Source organism: unidentified bacterial endosymbiont, from assembly GCF_918797525.1.
GTDB lineage: Bacteria > Pseudomonadota > Gammaproteobacteria > Enterobacterales > Enterobacteriaceae > Enterobacter.
Genome location: NZ_OU963893.1, coordinates 3,258,377 through 3,280,697, shown reverse-complemented (window position 1 = coordinate 3,280,697; position 22,321 = coordinate 3,258,377). Strand labels below are relative to the sequence as shown.

The window sequence follows — 22,321 nt, the reverse complement described above, 5'->3', positions numbered from 1 at the left end:
GCGAAGCCGCTACCCGGCTTTTTTACCGGCCACAAACGTCGCACCCCGGATTGCGCATCAACGCCATCTCGCGGAACTGGCAGGTCATCGCGTCATAGAGCACGATTTTTCCCGCTACAGGCGTGCCGTAGCGGGTTAAGATCTTGATGGCTTCCATCGCCTGCAGGGAGCCAATCACGCCGACCAGCGGGGCCATAACCCCGGCTTCCACGCAGGTGAGCGCGTTCTCGCCAAACAGGCGGCTCAGGCAGCGATAGCAGGGTTCGCCCTCGGCCCAGGTAAATACGCTGATTTGCCCCTCCATGCGGATGGCGGCGCCGGAAACCAGCGGCGTTTTATGGCTAAAACATCCTGCATTCAACTGGTTACGGATGGCGACGTTATCGGTGCAGTCCAGCACCAGATCGTGTTGCGCAATCTGCGCAAACAGCGCTTTGTCATCCAGCATGGCGTCAATGAGGGTGAACTGAACATTGGGGTTAATCCGCGCGAGTACCGCGCGGGCAGATGCCACTTTCGGCTGGCCAATCGTCTCGTCGCTGTGTAACGTCTGGCGCTGCAGGTTTGACACCGACACGGTATCGAAGTCCAGCAGCGTCATACCGCCGACGCCCGCTGCAGCCAGGTACTGCGCCGCAGCGCAGCCCAGACCGCCTAACCCGACGACCAGCACCCGCGCCGCCTTAAGCGCCTCCTGGCCGTCAAAATCAAAACCCCGCAGAACGATCTGGCGGTTATAACGCATCATCTCCTGGTCGCTCAATTCCACGCTCATCTTAGCCTCCGAACAGGTGGTTAAAGCTCTCCACCTCGACCCACTCGCCCGCTTCTACATTGCCGCGCTCGCGCTCCAGCACGATAAAACAGTTGCCCTGGCTGAAGGAGCTGAAAATGTGCGAACCCTGATGGCCGGTGGTGCTTACTTCCAGCGCCCCCTCGGCGTTGCGCGTCAGAATGCCGCGCTGGAAATCGAGACGACCCGGAGATTTTTTCAGACGCGTCGCCGCCCGTACGCGCTGGCGTAACGGCAGCGGGCTGGCGGTGTTGCCAGAGAGCTTCGCCAGCATCGGCAGCACCAGCTGATAAAAGGTGAGCGCGGCAGAGACGGGGTTACCCGGCAGGCCGCAAAACCAGCTGTGCGCCAGCTTGCCAAAGGCGAAGGGCTTGCCCGGTTTGATGGCCAGCTTCCAGAAGCCAATTTCACCCAACTCCTCAAGCAGAATTTTGGTGTAATCCGCTTCGCCCACGGAGACGCCGCCGGAGCTAATCACGACATCAGCGGCGTTGTCCGCTTCAATAAACGCGGCGCGCAGTTTTTGCGGATCGTCAGGAATGATGCCCAGGTTAATCACCTCGCAGCCCAACTGCTCCAGCATCAAATGCACTGCCAGACGGTTGGTATCGTAAATCTGCCCCTCCTGCAACGGCTGGCCGGGAAGCTGCAGTTCATCGCCGGTGGAAAAAATGGCGACGCGCACTTTACGAACCACTACAAGCTCCGCGATGCCGAGTGAAGCCAGCACCGGCAGTTCGGCTACCGTCAGCTTTTGCCCGGCGGCATAAACAACCGTGCCGAGGGTTATGTCTTCTCCGGCACGGCGGATGTTTTGCCCCGCGTTGACGCTGGCGGTAACGCGCACGCCGCCGTCAGTTTGTTCGGTCTCTTCCTGCATCACCACCGCATCACAGCCCGCCGGAACCGGCGCGCCGGTCATGATGCGTACACAGGTGCCCACAGGCCATGCAGCGTTAAACGGCTGACCCGCAAAGGCTTTGCCCGCAACCGGCAGGGCGTTGCCCGTTGCAACATCCGCCAGGCGTACCGCATACCCGTCCATTGCCGAGTTATCGAACCCCGGCACGTTAAGCGGGGAGACGATATCGCGCGCGGCGATACGACCAAAACCGCGCCCCAATGGCAGCGTCTCGACATCTTGCAGCGGGGAAATGCGGTCGAGCATCTGCGTGAGTGCCGTCTCAAGTGGCATCAGTCCGGCGGTAAAATCCATGGGGGGCTCCTGCAAAATAGCAACGAAAGCGCTCATTATGGCAGAAAAGTGCGGCTAACTGTATGACCCGATGGGCGTACGCTTTACATCACTGTTACGTCTTTCTATATTCAAAAATCATCTGATGATTCATCGACGATAATGATATTTATAGAAAAAGCCGCCAATCGGGCTGACGGGGATGAACCCGGTCCGGGAATTTATCGTGAACAAGAGGGCAAAACGTGCCGCACAGTGAAGAGCTGGACAATCGTGAAGTGCTGGCGGTCCATCAACTGAATATTGCGTTTCAGGAAGAGCGGCAGTTCATCCCCGCAGTACAGAATTTATCGTTTTCGCTTCATCGTGGCGAAACGCTGGCGATTGTGGGTGAATCCGGTTCCGGTAAGTCGGTGACCGCTCTGGCGTTGATGCGTCTGCTTGAACAGACGGGCGGGCAGGTCACCTGCGAAAAAATGCTGCTACGCCGCCGTAACCATCAGGTGATTGATCTCCCTGAAATGAGCGCCTCACAGATGCAGAGTGTACGCGGGGCGGATATCGCCATGATATTCCAGGAGCCGATGACCTCCCTGAACCCGGTCTTCCCGGTAGGAGAGCAGATTGCCGAGTCTATCCGCCTGCATCAGGGGCTGAACGGCGATGAGGCGCTTGACGAGGCTAAACGGATGCTGGAGCGGGTGCGTATCCCGGAGGCGCAAACCATTCTGGCACGTTATCCTCATCAACTTTCTGGCGGCATGCGCCAGCGGGTGATGATTGCCATGGCGCTGTCGTGCCGTCCGGCGGTGCTGATCGCCGATGAACCCACCACGGCGCTGGATGTAACCATTCAGGCGCAGATCCTGCAGCTTATCAAAGTGTTGCAGCAGGAGATGGATATGGGGGTGATTTTTATCACCCACGATATGGGCGTAGTGGCCGATATTGCCGACCGGGTGCTGGTGATGCATCAGGGCAATGCGGTGGAAACGGGCAGCGTAGATCAGATTTTCCACGCGCCGGTTCACCCCTATACCCGTGCGCTGTTGGCGGCCGTTCCGCGTCTTGGGGCGATGAACGGCAGCGATTTGCCGCGTCGTTTTCCCCTCTCCGCTTCAGAAGAGGCGGGGCCTCAGGAAGCCGAGCAGGATACCGTGGTAGAGGGGAGGCCTATTCTCGAAGTGCGAAACCTGGTCACCCGTTTTCCTTTGCGCAGCGGGGTGTTGAACCGTGTGAAGCGCGAAGTGTACGCGGTGGAAAATGTCAGTTTCGATTTATGGCCCGGTGAGACGCTGGCGCTGGTGGGGGAGTCCGGGTGCGGTAAATCGACAACCGGACGGGCGCTGCTCAGGCTGGTGGAGTCCCAGGAGGGGAGCATCACGTTTGACGGGGAGCGGATCGATACTCTGTCTGACAGCAAGCTGCAGGCGGTGCGCCGGGACATTCAGATTATTTTTCAGGATCCCTACGCCTCTCTCGACCCGCGCCATACGGTGGGATATTCCATCATGGAGCCGTTGCGGGTGCATAACCTGCTCGACGGCGACGCGGCGCAGCGTCGTGTGGCCTGGCTGCTGGAGCGGGTAGGGCTGAAACCGGAACACGCCTGGCGCTATCCGCATGAGTTTTCTGGCGGCCAGCGCCAGCGTATCTGTATTGCACGGGCGCTGGCGCTGAACCCGAAAGTGGTCATTGCCGATGAGTCGGTCTCAGCGCTGGATGTCTCTATCCGTGCGCAAATCATCAATTTATTGCTCGATTTACAGCGAGATATGGGGCTTGCCTTCCTGTTTATCTCGCACGATATGGCGGTGGTTGAGCGCATCAGCCACCGGGTTGCGGTGATGTACATGGGGCAAATCGTTGAGATTGGCCCACGACGGGCGGTATTCGAAAACCCGCAGCACCCTTACACCCGCAAATTGATGTCCGCTGTGCCGGTTGCCGATCCTGCGCATCGTCCCGGCCAGCGCGTGCTGTTGCAGGATGAAATGCCGGGCAATATTCGTAAACGTGGCGAGCTAATGGAGCGGGTGACGCTACGTGAAGCGGGTCCCGGTCATTTTGTCGCTCCCCCGCGGCAGGACAATGCATTCTCGCGGTTATAACTTACAACAGGCAGGAGAACACAATGGTTAAATTTGTTGCTCGTACATGGCTACTCGCCGCGAGTGTAACGGCAGCCATGGCCGCCGCCCCCGCGTTCGCTGCCAAAGACGTGGTTATCGCAGTCGGGTCTAATTTCACTACCCTCGACCCCTATGACGCCAACGATACGCTCTCTCAGGCGGTCGCCAAATCTTTTTACCAGGGACTGTTTGGCCTGGATAAAGAGATGAAGCTAAAAAACGTGCTGGCGCAGAGCTACGCCGTCTCGGATGACGGGCTGGAGTACACCATTAAGCTTAGAACCGGGGTGAAGTTCCAGGATGGTACCGATTTCAACGCCGAAGCGGTGAAGGTGAACCTCGATCGCGCCAGTAACCCGGAAAATAGCCTTAAGCGCTACAACCTGTATAAAAACATCGCCAGCACCGAGGTCGTTGACCCGTCGACGGTGAAGATCGTCCTGAAAGAGCCGTTCTCGGCGTTTATCAATATTCTGGCGCATCCGGCGACGGCGATGATTTCACCGGCGGCACTGAAAAAATACGGTAAGGAGATAGGCTTCCACCCGGTCGGCACCGGCCCGTATGAGCTGCAGACCTGGAACCAGACCGATTATGTTAAGGTGAAGAAATTTGCCGGGTACTGGCAGCAGGGGTTGCCGAAGCTGGATACCATTACCTGGCGTCCGGTGGTGGATAACAATACCCGTGCGGCAATGCTGCAAACCGGCGAAGCGCAGTTCGCTTTCCCTATCCCCTATGAGCAGGCGGCGATTCTGGCGAAAAACAGCAAGCTGGAGCTGGTGGCCAGCCCGTCTATCATGCAACGTTATATCAGCATGAATGTCACGCAAAAGCCGTTTGATAATCCGAAGGTGCGGGAAGCTATCAATTACGCGATTAACCGCCAGGCGCTGGTGAAGGTGGCCTTTGCGGGCTATGCCACCCCGGCGACGGGCGTGGTGCCGCCGTCCATAGAATTCGCGCAACGTTATCAGCCATGGCCTTACGATCCGGCCAAAGCGCGTGAACTGCTGAAAGAGGCGGGGTACCCGAACGGCTTTAGCACCACGCTGTGGTCGTCACATAATCACAGTACCGCGCAGAAGGTGTTGCAGTTCACCCAGCAACAGCTGGCGCAGGTTGGTATTAAGGCGCAGCTTACCGCAATGGATGCCGGACAGCGTGCGGCAGAGGTGGAAGGTAAAGGCCAGAAAGAGAGCGGGGTGAGAATGTTCTACACCGGCTGGACGGCATCCACCGGTGAAGCGGACTGGGCGCTGTCGCCGCTGTTTGCCTCACAGAACTGGCCGCCCACGCTCTTCAACACGGCCTTCTACAGCAATCCGCAGGTGGATAAGGATCTGGCTGATGCCCTGAAAACCACCCACCAGGAAGAGAAAGCGCGCCTCTATAAAGATGCGCAGGATGTCATCTGGAAAGAGTCGCCGTGGGTGCCGCTGGTGGTAGAAAAACTGGTTTCGGCACATAACAAGGCGCTGACCGGGTTCTACATCATGCCGGATACGGGCTTTAGCTTCGATGACGCAGAGATAAAATAAAACTCATGCCTGCAGGCGACGGCCTGCGGGGTGAGAGGGAAAGGCATGCTGAATTATGTTTGTAAACGCCTGCTGGGGTTGATCCCAACGCTACTGATTGTGGCGGTACTGGTGTTTTTATTTGTTCATATGTTGCCGGGCGATCCGGCCAGGCTGGTGGCAGGGCCAGAGGCGGATGCAACCGTCATTGAACTGGTGCGTAAACAGCTGGGCCTCGATCAGCCTTTGTATAAGCAGTTCCTGCACTATATTGGCAATGTTGTTCAGGGGGATTTTGGCACCTCTTTGGTTTCACGGCGTCCCGTCTCGCAAGAGATTGCCAGCCGCTTTATGCCCACATTCTGGTTAACTCTTGCCAGTATGGCCTGGGCCGTGCTGTTTGGCCTTGGGGCCGGGATTGTCGCCGCCGTCTGGCGCAACCGCTGGCCGGATAAGCTGGGCATGACGCTGGCCGTGACGGGGATCTCCTTCCCGGCATTTGCCCTGGGGATGCTGCTGATGCAGATCTTTTCGGTGAAGCTGGGCTGGCTACCGACCGTTGGAGCCGATACCTGGAAACATTATATTTTGCCTTCCATGACCCTGGGCGCTGCCGTTGCGGCCGTGATGGCTCGTTTCACCCGCGCCTCGTTCGTGGATGTGCTGAGCGAAGATTACATCCGTACCGCGCGGGCGAAAGGGGTAAGCGAGAAATGGGTCATCCTCAAGCACGGTTTTCGCAACGCGATGATCCCGGTGGTGACGATGATGGGGCTGCAGTTTGGCTTCCTGCTGGGCGGCTCTATTGTGGTGGAAAAGGTTTTCAACTGGCCGGGGCTGGGGCGTTTGCTGGTCGATTCGGTCGACATGCGAGATTACCCGGTGATTCAGGCGGAAGTCCTGCTTTTCTCGCTGGAGTTTATTCTTATCAACTTAGTGGTGGATGTGCTTTACGCCGCCATTAACCCGGCCATCAGGTATAAGTAAGATGCGATTGTTGAACTGGCGTCGTCAGGCTTTTTTAAACGCTATGCCGGAGCTTAAGCCGGACCATATCCGCACGCCGTGGGGTGAATTCTGGCGGCGTTTTCGTCGCCAGCCCGTCGCGATGACGGCAGGGCTCTTTGTCCTGCTGCTGATCCTGGTGGCGGTTATTGCCCCGTGGGTCGCTCCTTTCGATGCCGAAAACTACTTTGATTACGACCGTCTTAACGATGGTCCTTCTATGATGCACTGGTTCGGCGTGGACTCTCTCGGGCGCGACATCTTCAGCCGGGTGCTGGTGGGGGCGCAGATATCGCTGGCAGCCGGCGTCTTTGCGGTACTGATCGGCGCGGCAATCGGGACCGTGCTGGGGCTGGTTGCCGGGTATTACGAAGGCTGGTGGGATCGCATCATCATGCGCATCTGCGATGTGTTGTTTGCTTTTCCCGGCATTTTGCTGGCGATCGCCGTGGTAGCGATTATGGGCAGTGGTATGGCAAACGTGATTATTGCGGTGGCGGTGTTTTCTATACCGGCTTTTGCGCGTCTCGTGCGTGGCAACACGCTGGTGCTCAAGCAGCAGACCTTTATTGAATCTGCCCGCAGCATGGGGGCCAGCGATAGCACCATCCTGTTCAGCCATATTTTGCCGGGCACGGTATCGTCCATCGTGGTCTATTTTACCATGCGTATTGGCGTGTCGATTATTTCAGCGGCGAGCCTCTCTTTTCTGGGCTTAGGGGCTCAGCCTCCAACGCCGGAGTGGGGCGCGATGCTGAACGAGGCGAGGGCGGACATGGTGATTGCGCCGCACGTGGCGATTTTTCCGAGTCTGGCGATTTTTATGACCGTGCTGGCGTTCAATCTGCTGGGGGATGGGTTGCGCGACGCGCTGGATCCGAGGATTAAGGGGTAGAGGGACCTACCCGGCGATGCCGGCCGGGTGGGTGTCTGTTCAGCGCATCAGAAAGGCACTATTGTATTAAACCCGGCTTCCCCACAGGTCATATTCGTCGGCGTTTTCAATCTTCACGCGAATGATATCACCCGGTTTAACGTTGGTTTCACCGTTGAGATAGACCGCGCCGTCGATTTCCGGGGCATCCGCCATGCTACGGCCAATCGCGCCTTCCTCGTCCACTTCGTCGACGATCACCAGAACTTCGCGGCCCACTTTTTCCTGCAGACGTTCTGCAGAGATCTGCTGTTGCAACTGCATGAAGCGGTTCCAGCGCGCTTCTTTCACCTCTTCCGGCACCTGATCCGCCAGTTCGTTGGCCGTTGCGCCTTCTACCGGGCTGTATTTGAAGCAGCCTACGCGGTCCAGACGCGCTTCTTTCAGGAAGTCGAGCAGCATCTGGAAATCGTCTTCGGTTTCACCCGGGAAGCCGACGATAAAGGTTGAGCGCAGGGTCAGATCAGGGCAGATTTCACGCCACTGTTTAATGCGGGCCAGTTGACGGTCAACAGAGCCAGGACGCTTCATCAGCTTCAGAATGCGCGGGCTGGCGTGCTGGAGCGGGATATCCAGATACGGCAAAATTTTGCCCTCGGCCATCAGCGGGATCACGTCGTCAACGTGCGGGTAAGGATAGACGTAGTGCAAACGCGTCCAGATACCCAGTTTAGCGAGCTGCTCGCACAGGCCAACCATGCTGGTTTTCACCGGCTCGCCGTTGTGGAACCCGGCGCGGTGCTTAACGTCCACGCCGTAGGCAGAAGTATCCTGAGAGATCACCAGCAGCTCTTTCACCCCCGCATCGGCCAGACGTTTGGCTTCTGCCAGCACTTCACCAATCGGACGGCTCACCAGATCGCCACGCATCGACGGGATAATGCAGAAGGTGCAGCGGTGGTTACAGCCTTCCGAAATTTTCAGGTAGGCGTAATGGCGCGGCGTCAGCTTCACGCCCTGTTCCGGCACCAGGCTCAGGAACGGGTTGTGCTTTGGCTTGGGCACATAGTGATGAACATGTTCCAGCACTTGCTCATAGCTGTGCGGGCCGGTTATCTCCAGCACCTTCGGGTGCACTTCGCGGATTTGATCCACTTTCGCGCCCAGACAGCCGGTCACGATGACTTTGCCGTTCTCCGTCAGAGCTTCACCGATGGCTTCCAGTGACTCCTGGACCGCGCTGTCGATAAACCCGCAGGTGTTGACAATCACCACATCGGCGTTGTCGTAGCGTGGCACCACGTCATAGCCTTCAGTACGAAGTTCAGTGAGGATGCGTTCAGAATCGACCAGGTTTTTCGGGCACCCTAATGAGATAAAACCAATTTTAGACATTTTTTGTACAATCAGTTGCTCACAATGCCGGGGATTATATAGATGCCGCAACTTTATAGCTATATCAGGCGGTCAAGTGATAGACGGAATAAAGGGGCAACCATTTTTTTGATCTCAGGTATTTAATTGTGCAAAAAATAACCGTATTCTGACTGTGCAACATGGCTGAAAGAGGAGGAATAAGTATGTCCGTTGACAGACTGAAATGCGATCTGTTGAACAAGCTTACCAATGCCCGAATCGACCTTGCTGCCTATCTGCAGTTGAGGAAAGCAAAAGGATATATGTCAGTCGGTGAAAGCGAACAACTGCGTGACAACCTGTTTGAACTTTGCAATTTCATGCGTGAAAAAGCCCCGCTCCTGAAAATGGAATACAGTGAAAGCGAGCTGGTTGCGTTACGCCGCGCCGCAGAGTCGCTCTCCCTGGCAGGAGTCTGTTTGATGAACGGACGTTACGACTGCCCGAATTTTATTGCCGTTAACCCAGATAAGCTTGAACACTGCCTGACCACGATCGCGCTGTGCATCATGTGCCTGAGCGAGCACGTCGGGCTTGAACAGCACTAATCCCGGGGGAGGAGACTCCCCCTGTTGATTAAGCTTTTGTAAAAAGTGTAACGAAGCCGGGCATTGTGGCTAATCTTTATGCCATATGCTGATATAGGAGCGCGTTATGCATCGATCCTCGTTGATTTTCCTGCCTGCGTTATTATTTCCCGTTTCCCTTCTCGCCGCGCCCGGTCCGGTCAAGGTCGAGGTGTTGCAAAACCGGCTCGATCATCCCTGGTCGCTGGCATTTTTGCCGGACGATAGAGGCCTGCTTATCACCCAGCGGGGCGGACAGCTTGTACACTGGCAGGCGGGTAAAGGGCTTTCCGATCCCATTGTGGGCGTTCCACGCGTCTGGGCGCAGGGGCAGGGAGGGTTGCTGGATGTGGTGCTGGCCCCGGATTTCGCTCAATCACGCCGCGTCTGGCTGAGCTATGCCGAAGTGGGTGATGATGGAAAAGCGGGAACAGCGGTAGGGTATGGTCGCCTGAGCGACGACTTCGCGCGTCTGGAAGCCTTTCAGGTGGTGTTCCGCCAGATGCCGAAACTCTCAACCGGAAACCATTTTGGCGGGCGTCTGGTATTTGATGGAAAAGGCCATCTGTTTATTGCCCTCGGCGAGAATAATCAGCGTCCGACGGCGCAGGATCTGGATAAATTGCAGGGTAAGGTGGTGCGTCTGACGCAAGACGGGAAAGTGCCGCCGGATAATCCGTTTGTCAACACCTCCGGTGCCCGGCCTGAGATCTGGTCTTACGGTATCCGTAACCCGCAGGGGATGGCGATGAACCCGTGGAGCGACGCGCTATGGCTCAACGAACATGGCCCGCGTGGGGGAGATGAAATCAATATTCCGCAGAAAGGGAAAAACTATGGCTGGCCGCTGGCGACGCACGGCATTAACTACAGCGGGCTGAAAATCCCCGAGGCCCAGGGCGAGCATGTTGAGGGAACCGAAAAACCGGTGTTCGTCTGGAAAGTGTCACCCGCCGTAAGTGGCATGGCGTTCTACGACAGCAACGTCTTCCCGCAGTGGAAAAATAAACTGTTTGTCGGCGCGCTGAAGGAAAAGGACGTGATTGTGCTGAGCGTGGATGGCGACAAGGTGACCGAAGACGGGCGGATCCTGGGCAATAAAGATCAGCGTATTCGCGATGTGCGCGTAGGGCCGGATGGGTATTTATACGTCCTGACCGACGAGACGGACGGGCAACTATTAAAAGTCAGCCCGTCCGGCACCTAATCAGGTCACCGGGATCATCACAACGTTTTGGTAGGCCGGGCGTTCGCTTAACTGCAGGAGCCAGCGCTCAATGTGAGGGCGCGGCGTCCATGTCAGCCCCATGTTGGTGAGGTTCCAGACGAAGGGCGCGACAGCGATATCACCCACGCCGAACGCGTCAGCGGAAAACCACTTCTGCTTCGCCAGTTCGTCGTCCATCATCGCAAACAGGTGTTCACACGCCTCTTCGGCAGCGTGAATGGCGGCATAGTCGCGCTCGGCTTCTGGGGTTCTGATAAGTCCCATCATGATCACGCGATGGGTCGGCGAGAGCGTCTGATTTGCCCAGTCCATCCATTTTTCACCCTGCGCACGCTGTACCGGGCTTTCAACCCACAGGCGGCTCTGGCCGTACTGTGCGGCAAGGTAACGCACAATAGTGTTGGACTCCCACAACGTCGCGTTAGTCTCTTCATCGCGCAGCAATGGCACCAGACCGTTCGGGTTCATGGCCAGAAAATCCGCGTTTTTGTTCACTCCAAACGACAGCCCTGCCATCACCTGTTTATACGGTAAATCCAGCTCTTCCAGCGTCCACAGCACTTTCTTAACGTTGGTCGAATTATTCCTGCCCCACAGCGTAATCATGTTAACTCCCGAAATAGTAAACAACCTGAGATGTGAATCAGAGACTGCGATCCCCATGGTGAGATAAACCTAACAATTACGCAACAAAAGACAAAAAAATCTCCTGAATCAAAGCGTATCCGGCTGTTATTGCATAAACTTTAAAAACTTTACCTGGTATAGGTTTCATTAACAGTTTTAGTGCGCTATTACTCATCGCTTCTTGCGACACGGTGATGTGACGTGATTATTTGAATGGACACTCGGGTGGCATTTATGACGCGAAAAACGACTTCTCTGCGCAGCCTGGCGGCAGGCTCTGCGCTCCTTTTCCTGTTTGCACCAACGCTATATGCAGCTGGACCGACAACGCCTGAAGCGCCGCCAGTGGACGCGCGCGCCTGGATCCTGATGGATTATTCCAGCGGTAAAGTGCTGGCCGAAGGCAATGCGGATGAACAGCTTGATCCGGCCAGCCTGACAAAAATAATGACCAGCTATGTAGTCGGCCAGGCGTTAAAATCGGGCAAGATTAAGCTTGAGGATATGGTCACCATTGGCAAAGATGCCTGGGCGACCGGTAACCCGGCGCTGCGCGGGTCTTCCGTAATGTTCCTGAAACCGGGCGATCAGGTTTCAGTTTCCGATTTAAACAAAGGGGTGATTATCCAGTCGGGTAATGACGCCTGTATCGCTCTGGCAGATTATGTGGCGGGCAGCCAGGACTCCTTTATCGGCCTGATGAACGGCTACGCGCAGAAGCTCGGTTTGACCAACACCACCTTCAAAACCGTTCACGGACTCGATGCGCCAGGGCAGTTCAGCACCGCGCGTGATATGGCGTTGCTCGGAAAGGCGTTAATCCACGACGTGCCGGATGAGTATGCCATTCACAAAGAGAAAGAGTTTACCTTCAATAATATCCGCCAGCCGAACCGTAACCGCCTGCTGTGGAGCAGCAACGTCAATGTTGACGGAATGAAGACTGGCACCACGGCGGGGGCGGGTTATAACCTGGTCGCCTCTGCTACGCAGGGCGATATGCGCCTGATTTCCGTTGTGCTCGGCACCAAAACTGACCGTATCCGCTTTAATGAATCGGAAAAACTGCTGACCTGGGGCTTCCGCTTCTTTGAAACCGTGACGCCAATAAAGCCAGACGCCACCTTCATCACTCAGCGCGTCTGGTTTGGCGATAAGAACGAAGTGAATCTGGGGGCGGGTGAGGCTGGGTCAGTGACCATTCCGCGCGGTCAACTGAAAAACCTGAAAGCCAGCTTTACCCTGACCGAGCCGCAGTTAACCGCGCCGCTGAAAAAAGGCCAGGTGGTGGGGACCATTGATTTCCAGTTGAACGGTAAATCCATTGAACAGCGTCCGCTGATTGTAATGGAGGCGGTCGAAGAGGGCGGCTTCTTTAGCCGGATGTGGGATTTCGTATTAATGAAATTCCACGGGTGGTTTGGACGTTGGTTTAGCTAAAGGCTTTTTAAACCGGGTGGGCACCCACCCGGTTTAAATATCTGCACATCATATACCCTTCCATTGCCTTATTATCCTGACCGACCATCAAGCATCCGCGAAAAATACCTGCAAATAAGCGCGGTAGTAAAATTACACTCTACTTTAAGATAAGCACGAAAAGCCCCAGGGGTTGAGGATGAATGGTTATCCTGGAAAGATGCCGGCCTTCAGAATGCTCATGGTCAGCGTTACTGGCGAAAATGGAAGAAAATATTACCATCGCAACAATTTTTGTTGCAGGGCCTGCATGAAGCAGCGGTGCATGTAATGTCTGACTGCCCGAATCAAGGTGATTCAGACTATATCTCAGCGATGTCTGCATATGCGTTTTTCAATAGTCGCTTTATGAAAGAAATGAGTCAATATAACCTGTATTGTCGGTTAAAACGAACATGAGGATGCCTGAATGATTAACGGCATTTTAGGTTATAGTTATGCAGTACACAATGCCAGTAAATCAGCACCATCCGGCAGAACTGACTGTTATTCAATGTAATTAAAAGCATTGCTTTATTTAAACCCTGACGTTATTGAGTAATTAACCTCCTGTTGCTGCTCTGTAATGGCCGGGAAATCTTAAAACCATACTGGAATAAAGCTTAGTGGATGTTGCTATTGATTAAAGATACATCCTGCCGGATGGTTTCGTTAAATCCGGATGTGTTTCCAGTGTTATGGATAAAAATACGCTGTGTCTGAAGGATGATTAAATGTTATGAAACATCAGGAAGTCCGGTCTTTCTTGTATTGATATGGCGCCATGCTTAATGTAACTCATTGAATATGGGTGGGTATTTATTCTCCGATATTTTAATGTGGTTCTTTTTTTAAAGATTATGTAATTAAATGTATTGATGATGGCTGAAAGTCTGGTAGCAGGGTCGTTACATTAACATACATGTTAACCGTCCTTTAATTAGCTGCTTTCTTTTGTATTTTATTTGTTGTTCATCCCCCCTGGGAAACTAAGGGTATACGCGGCGCAATAAGGACTTTTTATTTTACCGTCACACGGGAGAATGAGGTAACCCGATAAAAAATAGCCGCTAAATTCTGCAGCATCAGGCTGATTCTGGGGTAATTGCAGATGTTTCTTTTTGTTACCTGATTGTCGGGAAATGTATTTTCACTGAAATCGGGCGGCTTTTATTTTTCGCGTTATTTCACTTAGGATAATTCCTGGATAAACCAGATGAGCTACCCCCGCTGTGTTCAGGAATAAAAAAGTGGGCGCTCTAATCATTCACAGGAGTTACCTGATTATGTTTTTAAAAAAATCACTTTTAACCGTCGCCCTGTTTTCCTCCTTTGCGTTCACAGCCGCTAATGCCGCTGACGGAACCATTACCATTAACGGGGAAATCATTGCCGCCGGATGTGAAGTCACCACAACCGACCAGACGCAGACCATTTCTCTGGGAACCGTTGCTGAAAGTTCATTTGGGGCGGTGGGCTCCACGGCCAGCTCTGCTTCATTCCGCATCAGTATGGAAAATTGCCCGTCAGCATTAACCAATGCCCGCGTTGTGTTTGACGGTAACCGTGATTCCAGCGACTCTTCTCTTCTGCAGGTCGATGGTGGCGCAGCCGGCGTGGCCATTGCCGTCTTCGACGCCCGTAATGATTCCCGGGTTCCGCTGGGCGTGGCGTCAAATCCGGCCACGGTGACAGGGCAAAACGCCACGCTTGACTTTAATGCCCGTTACCAAAAGACCGCCGCGACTATTACCCCGGGTCAGGCAAATGGTGTGCTACGATTTACCGTGCAGTATCAGTAATTCCATGTAGTGTTTGTCATTCAGAGTAATACCTGCATCCTGTATAGCGATGGCGGCACGCGCTGCCATCGCTGATGTGATCCTGACGGAGGCGTAATGCGCGGTGGTCATCTCTTAACCTGCCTGTTTTTACTTATTGCCGGCATGCATACTGCGTCGGCCAGCATTATCCCCGGAGGGACACGGGTTATTTTCCCTGAGGCGAACAGGGAGGTGTCGTTATCCATTCGAAACGCGGATAAGGCAACCGACTATCTTGTCCAGTCATGGCTGGATAATGAGAATGACGGTAATACGGCCAGAGTCCCTTTTGTTATCACCCCTCCCCTGTTCAGACTGGATCGTGAAAAGGAAAGCATTCTGCGGATCGCCATTACCGGCGCGTCTTTACCTGCCGACCGGGAATCCCTTTACTGGCTCAGTATTAAAGGGATTGCCGCCACGCCAAAAAATCAGGAGCAGAATCATCTCCAGGTCGTCGTCCGCCACCGCCTTAAACTGATCTACCGGCCACGGGCATTAAACAGTCAGGGGGCGGCTGAAGCCTACAAGTCACTGCAGTTCCGGCGTCAGGGCCAGACCCTTATTATCAACAACCCCACGCCTTACTACGTCTCCTTTTTCAGTCTTAAAGTCGGGGGCGTCAGCGTTGATAATCCAGGCATGGTTCCCCCGTTCGGGGAACACCGGGTCAGCGCATCCGGCAGTGGCGTTATCGAATGGCAATCCGTTAACGACTTCGGCGCGGGCAGTCCGGTAGCCCGCCAGTAGGCGGATGCTGTTTTCCCGCCACTTTTCAGATGGCTTTTGATAATGAAGGGTCATTTTTTCTCAGGGACACCGGATGATAAGAAACAACAACATCAGCCTTCTCATTCTGGTTGGCGCGGGGCTTATCTCATCTGAGGGAAAGGGCGAGATGCACTTCAACCCGGCAGCGCTTCGGCTGGGCCCGGGCAGCCCGACCATTGAGGATCTCAGTATGTTTGAACGCGGCGCCCAGTCCCCCGGGCGTTATCGCGTTGATATCTATGTTAATAATGCGTTTCAGGGTACCCGGGACGTTGAGTTTGTTACCGATAATGACCGGCTCGCGCCTGTCCTGACTGTCGGGTACTGGCGCACCCTGGGGGTGAAAGAAAACGCGTTTCCTGCGGTGCTGAAAGAGAATGCCGTGGTGAGCGACCCCGGCCTTTATATTTCCGGAGCCAGCGCACGGCTGGACATCAACCAGCTCCGCCTCGACCTCAGTGTTCCGCAGGCAGCCCTTGATTTTCGGGCCAGGGACGCCATCGACCCGGCGTTATGGGATAACGGGGTGCCCGCATTTCTGCTCAACTATGGCATTAACAGCAATAATATCTGGCAGGAGGACACGACCAGCAATCATCTGTTTTTACGTCTGGACAGCGGCCTGAATCTGGGCGCCTGGCGTCTGCGAAATAACGCAACCTATACCCGCAACGTCAGTCAGTACACTGAAAACAGTGAAGAGTCCGGCCGGCGTGTCCGGCGCAGTGATGGCGACGGATGGAACAGCCTTAATACCTTTCTGCAGCGGGATATCCCCTCCCTGACCGGCCGGCTCACGCTTGGACAGTCCTCTACCCCCGGCGATTTGTTCGACAGCGTACAGTTTCAGGGGATCCAGATCGCCTCGGATGATTCGATGCTGCCGGACAGCCTCAGGGGGTTTGCCCCGGTCGTGAGGGGGATTGCCCGCAGTAATGCGCAGGTGACAGTCAGACAGAACGGCCAGGTTATTTACCAGACCGCGGTGGCGCCCGGAAATTTTGAAATCCGGGATCTGTATCCCACCGCCAACAGCGGCAATCTGGACGTGACGATCCGGGAAGAAGACGGCAGTGAAAATACTTTCATCCAGCCCTTTTCTGCGGTTCCCGGCATGCAGCGTGACGGAAACTGGCGCTATGCCTTTACTGCCGGGCGCTACCGTTCCTGGGGAGATAATATCCGTGAGCCTGATTTTGCCCAGGGTACGCTCCAGTATGGCCTGAGTAACAGCACCACAATGTATGGCGGAAGTATTTTCTCCGCTGACTATACCTCCGGATTACTGGGCATCGGTCAGGGGCTGGGTAACCTCGGCTCGGTGTCATTCGACGTCACCCATGCCAGAACGCAGTTTGACTCCACGCTGACCCGAACGGGGGAGTCTTACCGCCTGCAGTACGCCAAGGATGTTATGCAAAGCGGCACTTCTCTGGTACTCGGCGGATACCGCTATTCCGGCACGGGATTCTACTCGTTTAATGAAGCAAATGAGGCGCTGCCCCGCACTGCCGGGGATGATGACACACTGGAGTTCTGGCGACGGACGCATAACAAACGCAGCAGACTTCAGGCTCAGGTAACCCAGAACCTGGAGCAGTATGGCTCCCTCAGTCTCTCCGCGTACCAGCAGGATTACTATAACGACAGCGGAACAGAGCGTACCCTGCAGCTGGGATATGGCATCACCCTGCAGGGTGCCAGTTACACCCTGAGTCTCAGCGATACCCGTTCCCCGATTAGCGATAACAACCGCCAGATTTTTTTCAGCGTTTCCGTCCCGCTTGAACGATGGCTGGCCGGCTCACGGGTCAGCTACAGCATGAGCGCGGATAACCGCAGCCGGATACGCAATGACGTCGGGCTGAGCGGAACGATGCTCGACAACCGTCTGAGCTGGAGCGCGCGTGAGGGGTATGCCAGCAGGGGCGAAGGAAACAGCGGCGGGGTAAGCAGTTCATGGTTAGGAAAATGAATCATCGTTTTAAAAAATTTCCTGACCATGAACAGCAGTGTCTGCAATGCAGTAATGATGTGCCATCGGGAATGTTATGGCCATAAAATGGCTCTTTCGGCGCGTTTTTAACCTGAAAGCCGTTTTTCAGATGCACTTATCCCGCAGTCTGTTCCTGAAGCCATCGTTTCCGGTCGATTTTATGCTGCCTTTCTGCCACTAACTCCGTGGCGTGCCTCCCGGCCTGAGCGCTGACAAAGCGCAGCCGGGTCCCGCACAGAAGGCATTTGTACGGATCCGTGCGCAGAAATTCTTTCATCAGCGCGGCGAAGCCGGGCTGTTCCGGTTTTTTCCGCGCTTCCATCCCCAGGGCTGCATACACCTTCGGCAGCAAGGTGCCCCGTTTACGGTTAGACAGGAAGCCGTAGTAACGCACCATCTTAAAATGCTTCTCCGGGATATGACTGATATAGCGTCCGATCATCTCCTCCTGGGTCAGCGTCTGCTGCCGGTACTGCTGCGTACGATGGTCGTAATAGTGGTGCACCACCGCGCCGGCGCTGTAGTGCCTGAGCTTCGCCGCCGATACCGGCGGGCGCTTCAGGTAGCGCCCGAGGTATTTGACGCTTCGCCATGCGCCTTTTGTTTTCTTCGCAAAGTGAACCTTCCATCGGCGTCCGTACTGCGCCTGCAGATACCGCTGCCACTGAGTTTTATCGCGGATATGGCCCAGCCCCGGCAGGCTGCCGGGATTAATCAGGTCATAACTGTGGCGCAGCAGCCGGATGACGGCTCCGCGCCAGATTTCCTCCACGGCATGCTTCTTAAAGAAGAGGTCGCGCCATACGCCGTGTTTAATATCAAGCCCGCCGCGGGTAACGGAGAGGTGGATGTGCGGATGCTGGTTAAGTTGTCTGCCGTACGTATGCAGGGCGCAGAAGATACCGACCTCCACGCCCTGTTTGCGGGTCCACCGGAGTATGGCCCGGGTGGCTGCCCGGAACAGTGCATTGAGAAGGGGCCAGTTGCTGTTGAAGAAGGGCCACAGCAGGTGGGGCATGGTGAAGGTGATGTGCTGCCAGTCACAGTCGGGCAGAATATGCTGTTGCTCTGTAATCCACTGTTCCGTGGCTTTATGTCCACACGAGCTGCAGCCTTTTGATTTACAGGTCTGGCAGAAGAAGCGGGAATGTGTACAGTCCGGGGAGGCGCAGCAGTATCGCTTCACCCCCATGGCAGCAGTGCCGCAGGCGAGCATGCGCTCGACACAGAGAACGGTCCACGGGCTGAGGGTGTCACCGTGTTTATCCATATACCTGTTCCAGCCGTCATCAGTGGTGAACAGCAGCTTTGCGGGGCGCGGGATATACATGCGGCGGATTATCGCTCTGCAGTGGCACCGGTATGATAGTGCCAGTCGTCACAGTCATCGGCCCAGTTGTCGGTGTGTTTATCCCACGGTGCGAAGGTCACCGGTAGCATGCCGGATTCTGTGGCGAGAATAAACACATCGGCTGGCATGGACTCAATGACGACATCGCCGTCGGGTGAGTCAGGCGGCTCAAAGCCGCGGATGATACAGACGAGAGGCGGGTCGAAGTGTGTATCGAGGAAAAACTGCGGCCCCAGGTGGACACAGTGACGAATGGCATCCTGCGGTGTGTCGTAAAAAAACTCGTCGGGGTCATCATGGTCGCTTTCCGGGGGCAGGGAGACGAGGAAACGCTTCGGATAATCAGGGCGTGAGAGTCGGGACGAGGGCGTGGGTTTACGCTTTCGGGGGGCTTTGCTGCGGGCCATACCAATGACTTCCTGAGAAAATTAACATGCCGCAGAGTATAAAGCCGGACTCAGGACATGCAAACCATCGGAATCGCGAAGCGATGACGCTCGCCCTGTAAGGGCGCTACGTTCTTACAGTGGTACCTATGGCCGGGCCAGCGCGGGTTACAGCTACAACACCGACAGCCAGCAGCTGAATGCAGGCCTGAATGGCGGCATCGTGGTGCACCCCTGGGGCGTGACGTTGTCTCAGCCTCTCGGGGATACCATGGTACTGGTACGCGTCCCGGACGGGGCCGGCATCGATGTGAAGAACCAGCGCGGGGTGCGTACGGACTGGCGTGGGTATACCGTGGTGCCGTACGTGTCGGCCTACCGAAGAAACAACGTGGCGCTCCGTACGGAATCCCTGCCGGATGAGGTCGAACTTGAGGAGCCGGTCCAGACGGTCATCCCGACCCGTGGCGCACTGGTGGTGGCGGACTACCAGGCGAACGTGGGGGCGAGGGTTCTGGCGACGGTCAGCTACCGGGGTAAGCCTGTGCCGTTCGGGGCCAGCGCCTCACTCTGGGTCCAGGAAAAGAATGTCAGCCACAGTTTTGTGGGGGATAACGGTGACATCTATCTGAGCGGTGTCCCGGAACGGAGCCAGCTGCACGTGCAGTGGGGCAAAAGCCCGGAGCAGCAGTGTACGGGAGAGGTAAAACTGCGCCCTGCCCAGAAAGGGGAGCGCTTCAGAACGGCACAGATTGACTGTCGATGAGGCAATAGCCCAGCACCAGATTAGCTTATAAGGAAACTAAAGATGATAACCAGACTGATGCACGGCCTGTTTTACGCCTCTCTTCTGACGGGTGCCCTTTTGCTGACGGGTATCAGGGAGGCTGTAGCCAACTGTATTTCAGTGCCAACACATGAGCGCATTTTCGACCTGGGAGACATCATTGTCACTCCTGAGAGTGTAGGAGTGAGATGGGTTAGAGCAGAAGCAGAGTGGCCGCGTATAAACATATCATCTTCCAGTACATCTCCATGTAGTATATTGTTCAGGCCACTTAAATCAACCTCTCTGGATATTGTGCGCAACGTACAGATATACCCAACAAATGGCGATGTGGGGTTAAGTTCAAATATTGGAGTCGTAGCCTATAATACACCGTCCGCCGTGAACCTTACTGTTCGTCCACCAAGAGATACCCCCACAACTATTAATCAGGTAGTAAATTTTGGAGTGGATACTTCTATTCTTATTCATTATAATAATTCAGAATATGTGAGCTCTCAGCCGTTTTTCTCAGGGCCATTTAATGTGCCTTTTTTTCAAGTGGAAAGCGCTGATGGCCAGTATTTATATTACAGATTCATACTCAAAGGCACTGCCAGATATATTCCTGTGCTATTGCGTAATGAAAACACAACTGTCGACCTGCCCCCAGTCTCATCAAGTGTATTTCAGGGCGTAGGTTCTGTTGCCGGGCGTACGCCAATTCCGCTGGAGATTGTCTCAAGTAACGTTAATTCACAAAATTTTATTACCTTTGATGCTATCACCGTCAGAAATGGAAACATTATTATTCCTGACAGCGGTGCAGCAACCGGCGTCGGATTTCAGATTGTGAATGCGGCATCGGGCACTCCTGTTCAGCTGGGACAGCCACTTTCAGTACCGGGGAATATCAACGGTAGTTTCAGTAATTACAGTGCCCAGTATATCCAGGTTGCAGACCGCGTAGATGGCGGCAAGGTGTCTGCTGTGGTGACAATGACGTTAACCTATCAGTAGCGAGAATATGCTGAACTGTAATGGCACACTAAATTTGGCCGCCTGTACAGAGTTGATATCATCGTCTCATAGTCAAAAACAGGTGACATTATGACCGGACGTACAGACGTAATTTTAGCTCATAGTTTCGCCTCGAAGCCGCCCAACTTGTACTCGATCAGCATTACACTGTTGACGGTGTTTAATTATAATGAGTGTGATTACGATCGTTGGCGTCGTGACAGTGCCTGGGGCGGCCTCAGCCCGGAACAGTTTGAAAACCAGACCCTCGCTTAGGGCTGTGTCCACATTACGTTGGTAAGAACACTGATACGGTCGCCCTCACACCCGAAGCTTTTTCCCGATAGCTGACATAAATGCGACAGCCACCCTCCGATTGCTATCTTTCTATACAAATCATAATGGTGGAATTTGTATCTATTCCTTTAGGTGCTTTATACTTATCCAGCTTTATTACTTCATTACCAATCTGTGCAATTATTTTATTTTTTTCTGATATGTGATAGAGATAAAATTTTTCCTGATTATTTTTCTCAGTAATCAGAACCCCTCGGCATGATAATTTTCTGGTATATTGACTGCTAATAAAGTCGTATACCTCCTGCCAGGATTGGCTTGCCTGAATCGTGTATTGTTGAAAAAGACTGTAACTCTGATGCCAGGCGTTTTCCGGTGGATGTTTTTGGCTCAAAACTTCCAGACTACCGGATTGGTAATCGAGCGCAGCAATAACTCCATTACCGTCTTTAGCCACAACCACCATATGTCCTGAGGCCGGAGAAAAAAAACCATTCCGATCAACGCCAGGCTAGCGTTTGTAAGCGAGTCCTGCGGCTTCACCTTCCGCTAATGCTCGATCAATATAGTTATACGTATGCTCCCAGAGTTGTTGTGCAGGCAGGGTATAATCATAAAAATTCATCAGAGCGACTGGTACACCAGCTTCCCGGAACAGACACATTATTTCGTCCAACGTTGCCTGATCATGTTGCATTACTTCCGTTGCAGCGACCATATCATGTACGGTCTGGTTAGTTAGTGCAGCAATAGTACAATAATAACAATTTAGATTTAATCTGTGTGGGTTAAGTTTGTTAGATAACGTGGGGAAATTAGAGGCCAGCGCAGGATTAACGCCAAAGAAATCACTGAAGTTAGTCGGTAGCTGTTGAATATTATACTGTTGTAATGAAGTGATTAGCTGATAATGTAGCTTTTCGTTGAACGGCGATTGTAAATCTTCTCTTGTTACATCGAAAAGTATGCTCTTCATTGAAATCTTATGTCCTTTTTTTAAGCATGAAATTCTGGGAAAAGAAAAACCGCTGCAATTTTCACTTCTCTAATGAGAGATATTATACTCTATTTTTGTCAGGGTATCATATAGGGAATAG

At 54.2% G+C, this 22,321-nt stretch carries 20 protein-coding genes and 2 pseudogenes; 14 read left to right on the top strand and 8 right to left on the bottom strand.

Going from position 1 to position 22,321, the window contains the following annotated elements:
* Positions 1-22 precede the first annotated feature (22 nt).
* Both moeB and moeA read right to left on the bottom strand, forming a co-directional pair.
* Positions 23-775, bottom strand: coding sequence for a molybdopterin-synthase adenylyltransferase MoeB (gene moeB, locus NL510_RS15595; protein WP_253378028.1), 753 nt, complete (start codon positions 773-775; stop codon positions 23-25).
* A 1-nt stretch (position 776) separates the two neighbouring features.
* Positions 777-2,009, bottom strand: coding sequence for a molybdopterin molybdotransferase MoeA (gene moeA / locus NL510_RS15590; protein ID WP_253378027.1), 1,233 nt, complete (start codon positions 2,007-2,009; stop codon positions 777-779).
* 224 nt (positions 2,010-2,233) lie between these two features.
* Here moeA and gsiA point away from each other — a divergent pair, with 224 nt between their 5' ends.
* From gsiA to gsiD, 4 genes are read left to right on the top strand one after another with little or no spacing between them, the layout of a single operon-like run.
* Positions 2,234-4,099, top strand: a complete 1,866-nt coding sequence (gene gsiA / locus NL510_RS15585) for a glutathione ABC transporter ATP-binding protein GsiA (RefSeq protein ID WP_253378026.1) — start codon at positions 2,234-2,236, stop codon at positions 4,097-4,099.
* 23 nt (positions 4,100-4,122) lie between these two features.
* A complete protein-coding gene (gene gsiB, locus NL510_RS15580) occupies positions 4,123-5,661 on the top strand; it encodes a glutathione ABC transporter substrate-binding protein GsiB (protein WP_253378025.1) in 1,539 nt (512 codons plus the stop codon).
* 45 nt (positions 5,662-5,706) lie between these two features.
* Positions 5,707-6,627, top strand: coding sequence for a glutathione ABC transporter permease GsiC (gene gsiC, locus NL510_RS15575; protein ID WP_253378024.1), 921 nt, complete (start codon positions 5,707-5,709; stop codon positions 6,625-6,627).
* Position 6,628: 1 nt separating this feature from the next.
* Positions 6,629-7,540, top strand: coding sequence for a glutathione ABC transporter permease GsiD (gene gsiD, locus NL510_RS15570; RefSeq protein ID WP_253378023.1), 912 nt, complete (start codon positions 6,629-6,631; stop codon positions 7,538-7,540).
* Positions 7,541-7,606: 66 nt separating this feature from the next.
* Here the strand turns inward: gsiD and rimO are convergent, their stop codons facing one another.
* Positions 7,607-8,914: a 30S ribosomal protein S12 methylthiotransferase RimO gene (gene rimO, locus NL510_RS15565; RefSeq protein WP_253378022.1), complete on the bottom strand. Its 1,308-nt coding sequence runs from the start codon at positions 8,912-8,914 to the stop codon at positions 7,607-7,609.
* 185 nt (positions 8,915-9,099) lie between these two features.
* On the opposite strand from rimO, the gene bssR reads away from it, so the two are divergent.
* Together bssR and NL510_RS15555 are read left to right on the top strand one after the other, a co-directional pair.
* The gene (gene bssR / locus NL510_RS15560; protein WP_253378021.1) at positions 9,100-9,483 is read left to right on the top strand and encodes a biofilm formation regulator BssR; all 384 of its coding nucleotides are present in this window, start codon (positions 9,100-9,102) and stop codon (positions 9,481-9,483) included.
* Between the two features lie 106 nt (positions 9,484-9,589).
* Positions 9,590-10,708 carry a PQQ-dependent sugar dehydrogenase gene (locus NL510_RS15555; RefSeq protein WP_253378020.1) on the top strand — a complete coding sequence of 373 codons (1,119 nt, stop codon included), beginning with the start codon at positions 9,590-9,592 and terminating at the stop codon, positions 10,706-10,708.
* Here the strand turns inward: NL510_RS15555 and NL510_RS15550 are convergent, their stop codons facing one another.
* Positions 10,709-11,335: a glutathione S-transferase family protein gene (locus tag NL510_RS15550; RefSeq protein ID WP_253378019.1), complete on the bottom strand. Its 627-nt coding sequence runs from the start codon at positions 11,333-11,335 to the stop codon at positions 10,709-10,711. It abuts the gene before it with no gap.
* A gap of 255 nt (positions 11,336-11,590) precedes the next feature.
* Here NL510_RS15550 and dacC point away from each other — a divergent pair, with 255 nt between their 5' ends.
* The 4 genes from dacC to NL510_RS15530 all read left to right on the top strand — a co-directional run bounded on the left by dacC (position 11,591) and on the right by NL510_RS15530 (position 17,383).
* The gene (gene dacC, locus NL510_RS15545; RefSeq protein ID WP_253378018.1) at positions 11,591-12,796 is read left to right on the top strand and encodes a serine-type D-Ala-D-Ala carboxypeptidase; all 1,206 of its coding nucleotides are present in this window, start codon (positions 11,591-11,593) and stop codon (positions 12,794-12,796) included.
* Positions 12,797-14,100: 1,304 nt separating this feature from the next.
* Positions 14,101-14,616 carry a fimbrial protein gene (locus NL510_RS15540; protein ID WP_253378017.1) on the top strand — a complete coding sequence of 172 codons (516 nt, stop codon included), beginning with the start codon at positions 14,101-14,103 and terminating at the stop codon, positions 14,614-14,616.
* Positions 14,617-14,712: 96 nt separating this feature from the next.
* Positions 14,713-15,387, top strand: coding sequence for a fimbrial biogenesis chaperone (locus NL510_RS15535; RefSeq protein ID WP_253378016.1), 675 nt, complete (start codon positions 14,713-14,715; stop codon positions 15,385-15,387).
* A gap of 73 nt (positions 15,388-15,460) precedes the next feature.
* Positions 15,461-17,383 carry a fimbria/pilus outer membrane usher protein gene (locus NL510_RS15530; protein WP_253378015.1) on the top strand — a complete coding sequence of 641 codons (1,923 nt, stop codon included), beginning with the start codon at positions 15,461-15,463 and terminating at the stop codon, positions 17,381-17,383.
* Between the two features lie 136 nt (positions 17,384-17,519).
* Here NL510_RS15530 and NL510_RS15525 read toward each other — a convergent pair whose 3' ends face one another.
* A complete protein-coding gene (locus tag NL510_RS15525; RefSeq protein ID WP_301308567.1) occupies positions 17,520-18,734 on the bottom strand; it encodes an IS91 family transposase in 1,215 nt (404 codons plus the stop codon).
* A gap of 8 nt (positions 18,735-18,742) precedes the next feature.
* The gene (locus NL510_RS15520; protein WP_253378013.1) at positions 18,743-19,162 is read right to left on the bottom strand and encodes a hypothetical protein; all 420 of its coding nucleotides are present in this window, start codon (positions 19,160-19,162) and stop codon (positions 18,743-18,745) included.
* 94 nt (positions 19,163-19,256) lie between these two features.
* Between NL510_RS15520 and NL510_RS15515 the strand changes: the two are divergent.
* From NL510_RS15515 to NL510_RS15500, 4 genes and pseudogenes are all read left to right on the top strand, one after another.
* Positions 19,257-19,616 (top strand): annotated as a pseudogene (locus NL510_RS15515) (fimbria/pilus outer membrane usher protein); the annotation flags it as partial.
* Positions 19,617-19,907, top strand: coding sequence for a FimD/PapC C-terminal domain-containing protein (locus NL510_RS15510; RefSeq protein ID WP_253384953.1), 291 nt, complete (start codon positions 19,617-19,619; stop codon positions 19,905-19,907).
* Between the two features lie 42 nt (positions 19,908-19,949).
* Complete coding sequence (locus NL510_RS15505; RefSeq protein WP_253378012.1) at positions 19,950-20,927, top strand: fimbrial protein; 978 nt, start codon at positions 19,950-19,952, stop codon at positions 20,925-20,927.
* A gap of 168 nt (positions 20,928-21,095) precedes the next feature.
* Positions 21,096-21,203, top strand: a pseudogene (locus NL510_RS15500) (IS3 family transposase); the annotation flags it as partial.
* A gap of 103 nt (positions 21,204-21,306) precedes the next feature.
* On the opposite strand, the gene NL510_RS15495 reads toward NL510_RS15500, so the two are convergent.
* Both NL510_RS15495 and NL510_RS15490 read right to left on the bottom strand, forming a co-directional pair.
* Positions 21,307-21,681, bottom strand: a complete 375-nt coding sequence (locus tag NL510_RS15495) for a hypothetical protein (protein ID WP_253378011.1) — start codon at positions 21,679-21,681, stop codon at positions 21,307-21,309.
* Positions 21,682-21,735: 54 nt separating this feature from the next.
* Positions 21,736-22,200 carry a hypothetical protein gene (locus tag NL510_RS15490; protein ID WP_253378010.1) on the bottom strand — a complete coding sequence of 155 codons (465 nt, stop codon included), beginning with the start codon at positions 22,198-22,200 and terminating at the stop codon, positions 21,736-21,738.
* Positions 22,201-22,321 lie beyond the last annotated feature (121 nt).

Excerpts from the sequence above, each read along its gene's own strand:
- moeB (WP_253378028.1), bottom strand. The coding sequence starts at position 775 with ATGAGCGTGGAATTGAGCGACCAGGAGATGATGCGTTATAACCGCCAG.
- moeA (WP_253378027.1), bottom strand. The coding sequence starts at position 2,009 with ATGGATTTTACCGCCGGACTGATGCCACTTGAGACGGCACTCACGCAG.
- gsiB (WP_253378025.1), top strand. The coding sequence starts at position 4,123 with ATGGTTAAATTTGTTGCTCGTACATGGCTACTCGCCGCGAGTGTAACG.
- gsiC (WP_253378024.1), top strand. The coding sequence starts at position 5,707 with ATGCTGAATTATGTTTGTAAACGCCTGCTGGGGTTGATCCCAACGCTA.
- gsiD (WP_253378023.1), top strand. The coding sequence starts at position 6,629 with ATGCGATTGTTGAACTGGCGTCGTCAGGCTTTTTTAAACGCTATGCCG.
- rimO (WP_253378022.1), bottom strand. The coding sequence starts at position 8,914 with ATGTCTAAAATTGGTTTTATCTCATTAGGGTGCCCGAAAAACCTGGTC.
- bssR (WP_253378021.1), top strand. The coding sequence starts at position 9,100 with ATGTCCGTTGACAGACTGAAATGCGATCTGTTGAACAAGCTTACCAAT.
- NL510_RS15555 (WP_253378020.1), top strand. The coding sequence starts at position 9,590 with ATGCATCGATCCTCGTTGATTTTCCTGCCTGCGTTATTATTTCCCGTT.
- NL510_RS15550 (WP_253378019.1), bottom strand. The coding sequence starts at position 11,335 with ATGATTACGCTGTGGGGCAGGAATAATTCGACCAACGTTAAGAAAGTG.
- dacC (WP_253378018.1), top strand. The coding sequence starts at position 11,591 with ATGACGCGAAAAACGACTTCTCTGCGCAGCCTGGCGGCAGGCTCTGCG.
- NL510_RS15540 (WP_253378017.1), top strand. The coding sequence starts at position 14,101 with ATGTTTTTAAAAAAATCACTTTTAACCGTCGCCCTGTTTTCCTCCTTT.
- NL510_RS15535 (WP_253378016.1), top strand. The coding sequence starts at position 14,713 with ATGCGCGGTGGTCATCTCTTAACCTGCCTGTTTTTACTTATTGCCGGC.
- NL510_RS15530 (WP_253378015.1), top strand. The coding sequence starts at position 15,461 with ATGATAAGAAACAACAACATCAGCCTTCTCATTCTGGTTGGCGCGGGG.
- NL510_RS15525 (WP_301308567.1), bottom strand. The coding sequence starts at position 18,734 with ATGTATATCCCGCGCCCCGCAAAGCTGCTGTTCACCACTGATGACGGC.
- NL510_RS15520 (WP_253378013.1), bottom strand. The coding sequence starts at position 19,162 with ATGGCCCGCAGCAAAGCCCCCCGAAAGCGTAAACCCACGCCCTCGTCC.
- NL510_RS15505 (WP_253378012.1), top strand. The coding sequence starts at position 19,950 with ATGATAACCAGACTGATGCACGGCCTGTTTTACGCCTCTCTTCTGACG.
- NL510_RS15490 (WP_253378010.1), bottom strand. The coding sequence starts at position 22,200 with ATGAAGAGCATACTTTTCGATGTAACAAGAGAAGATTTACAATCGCCG.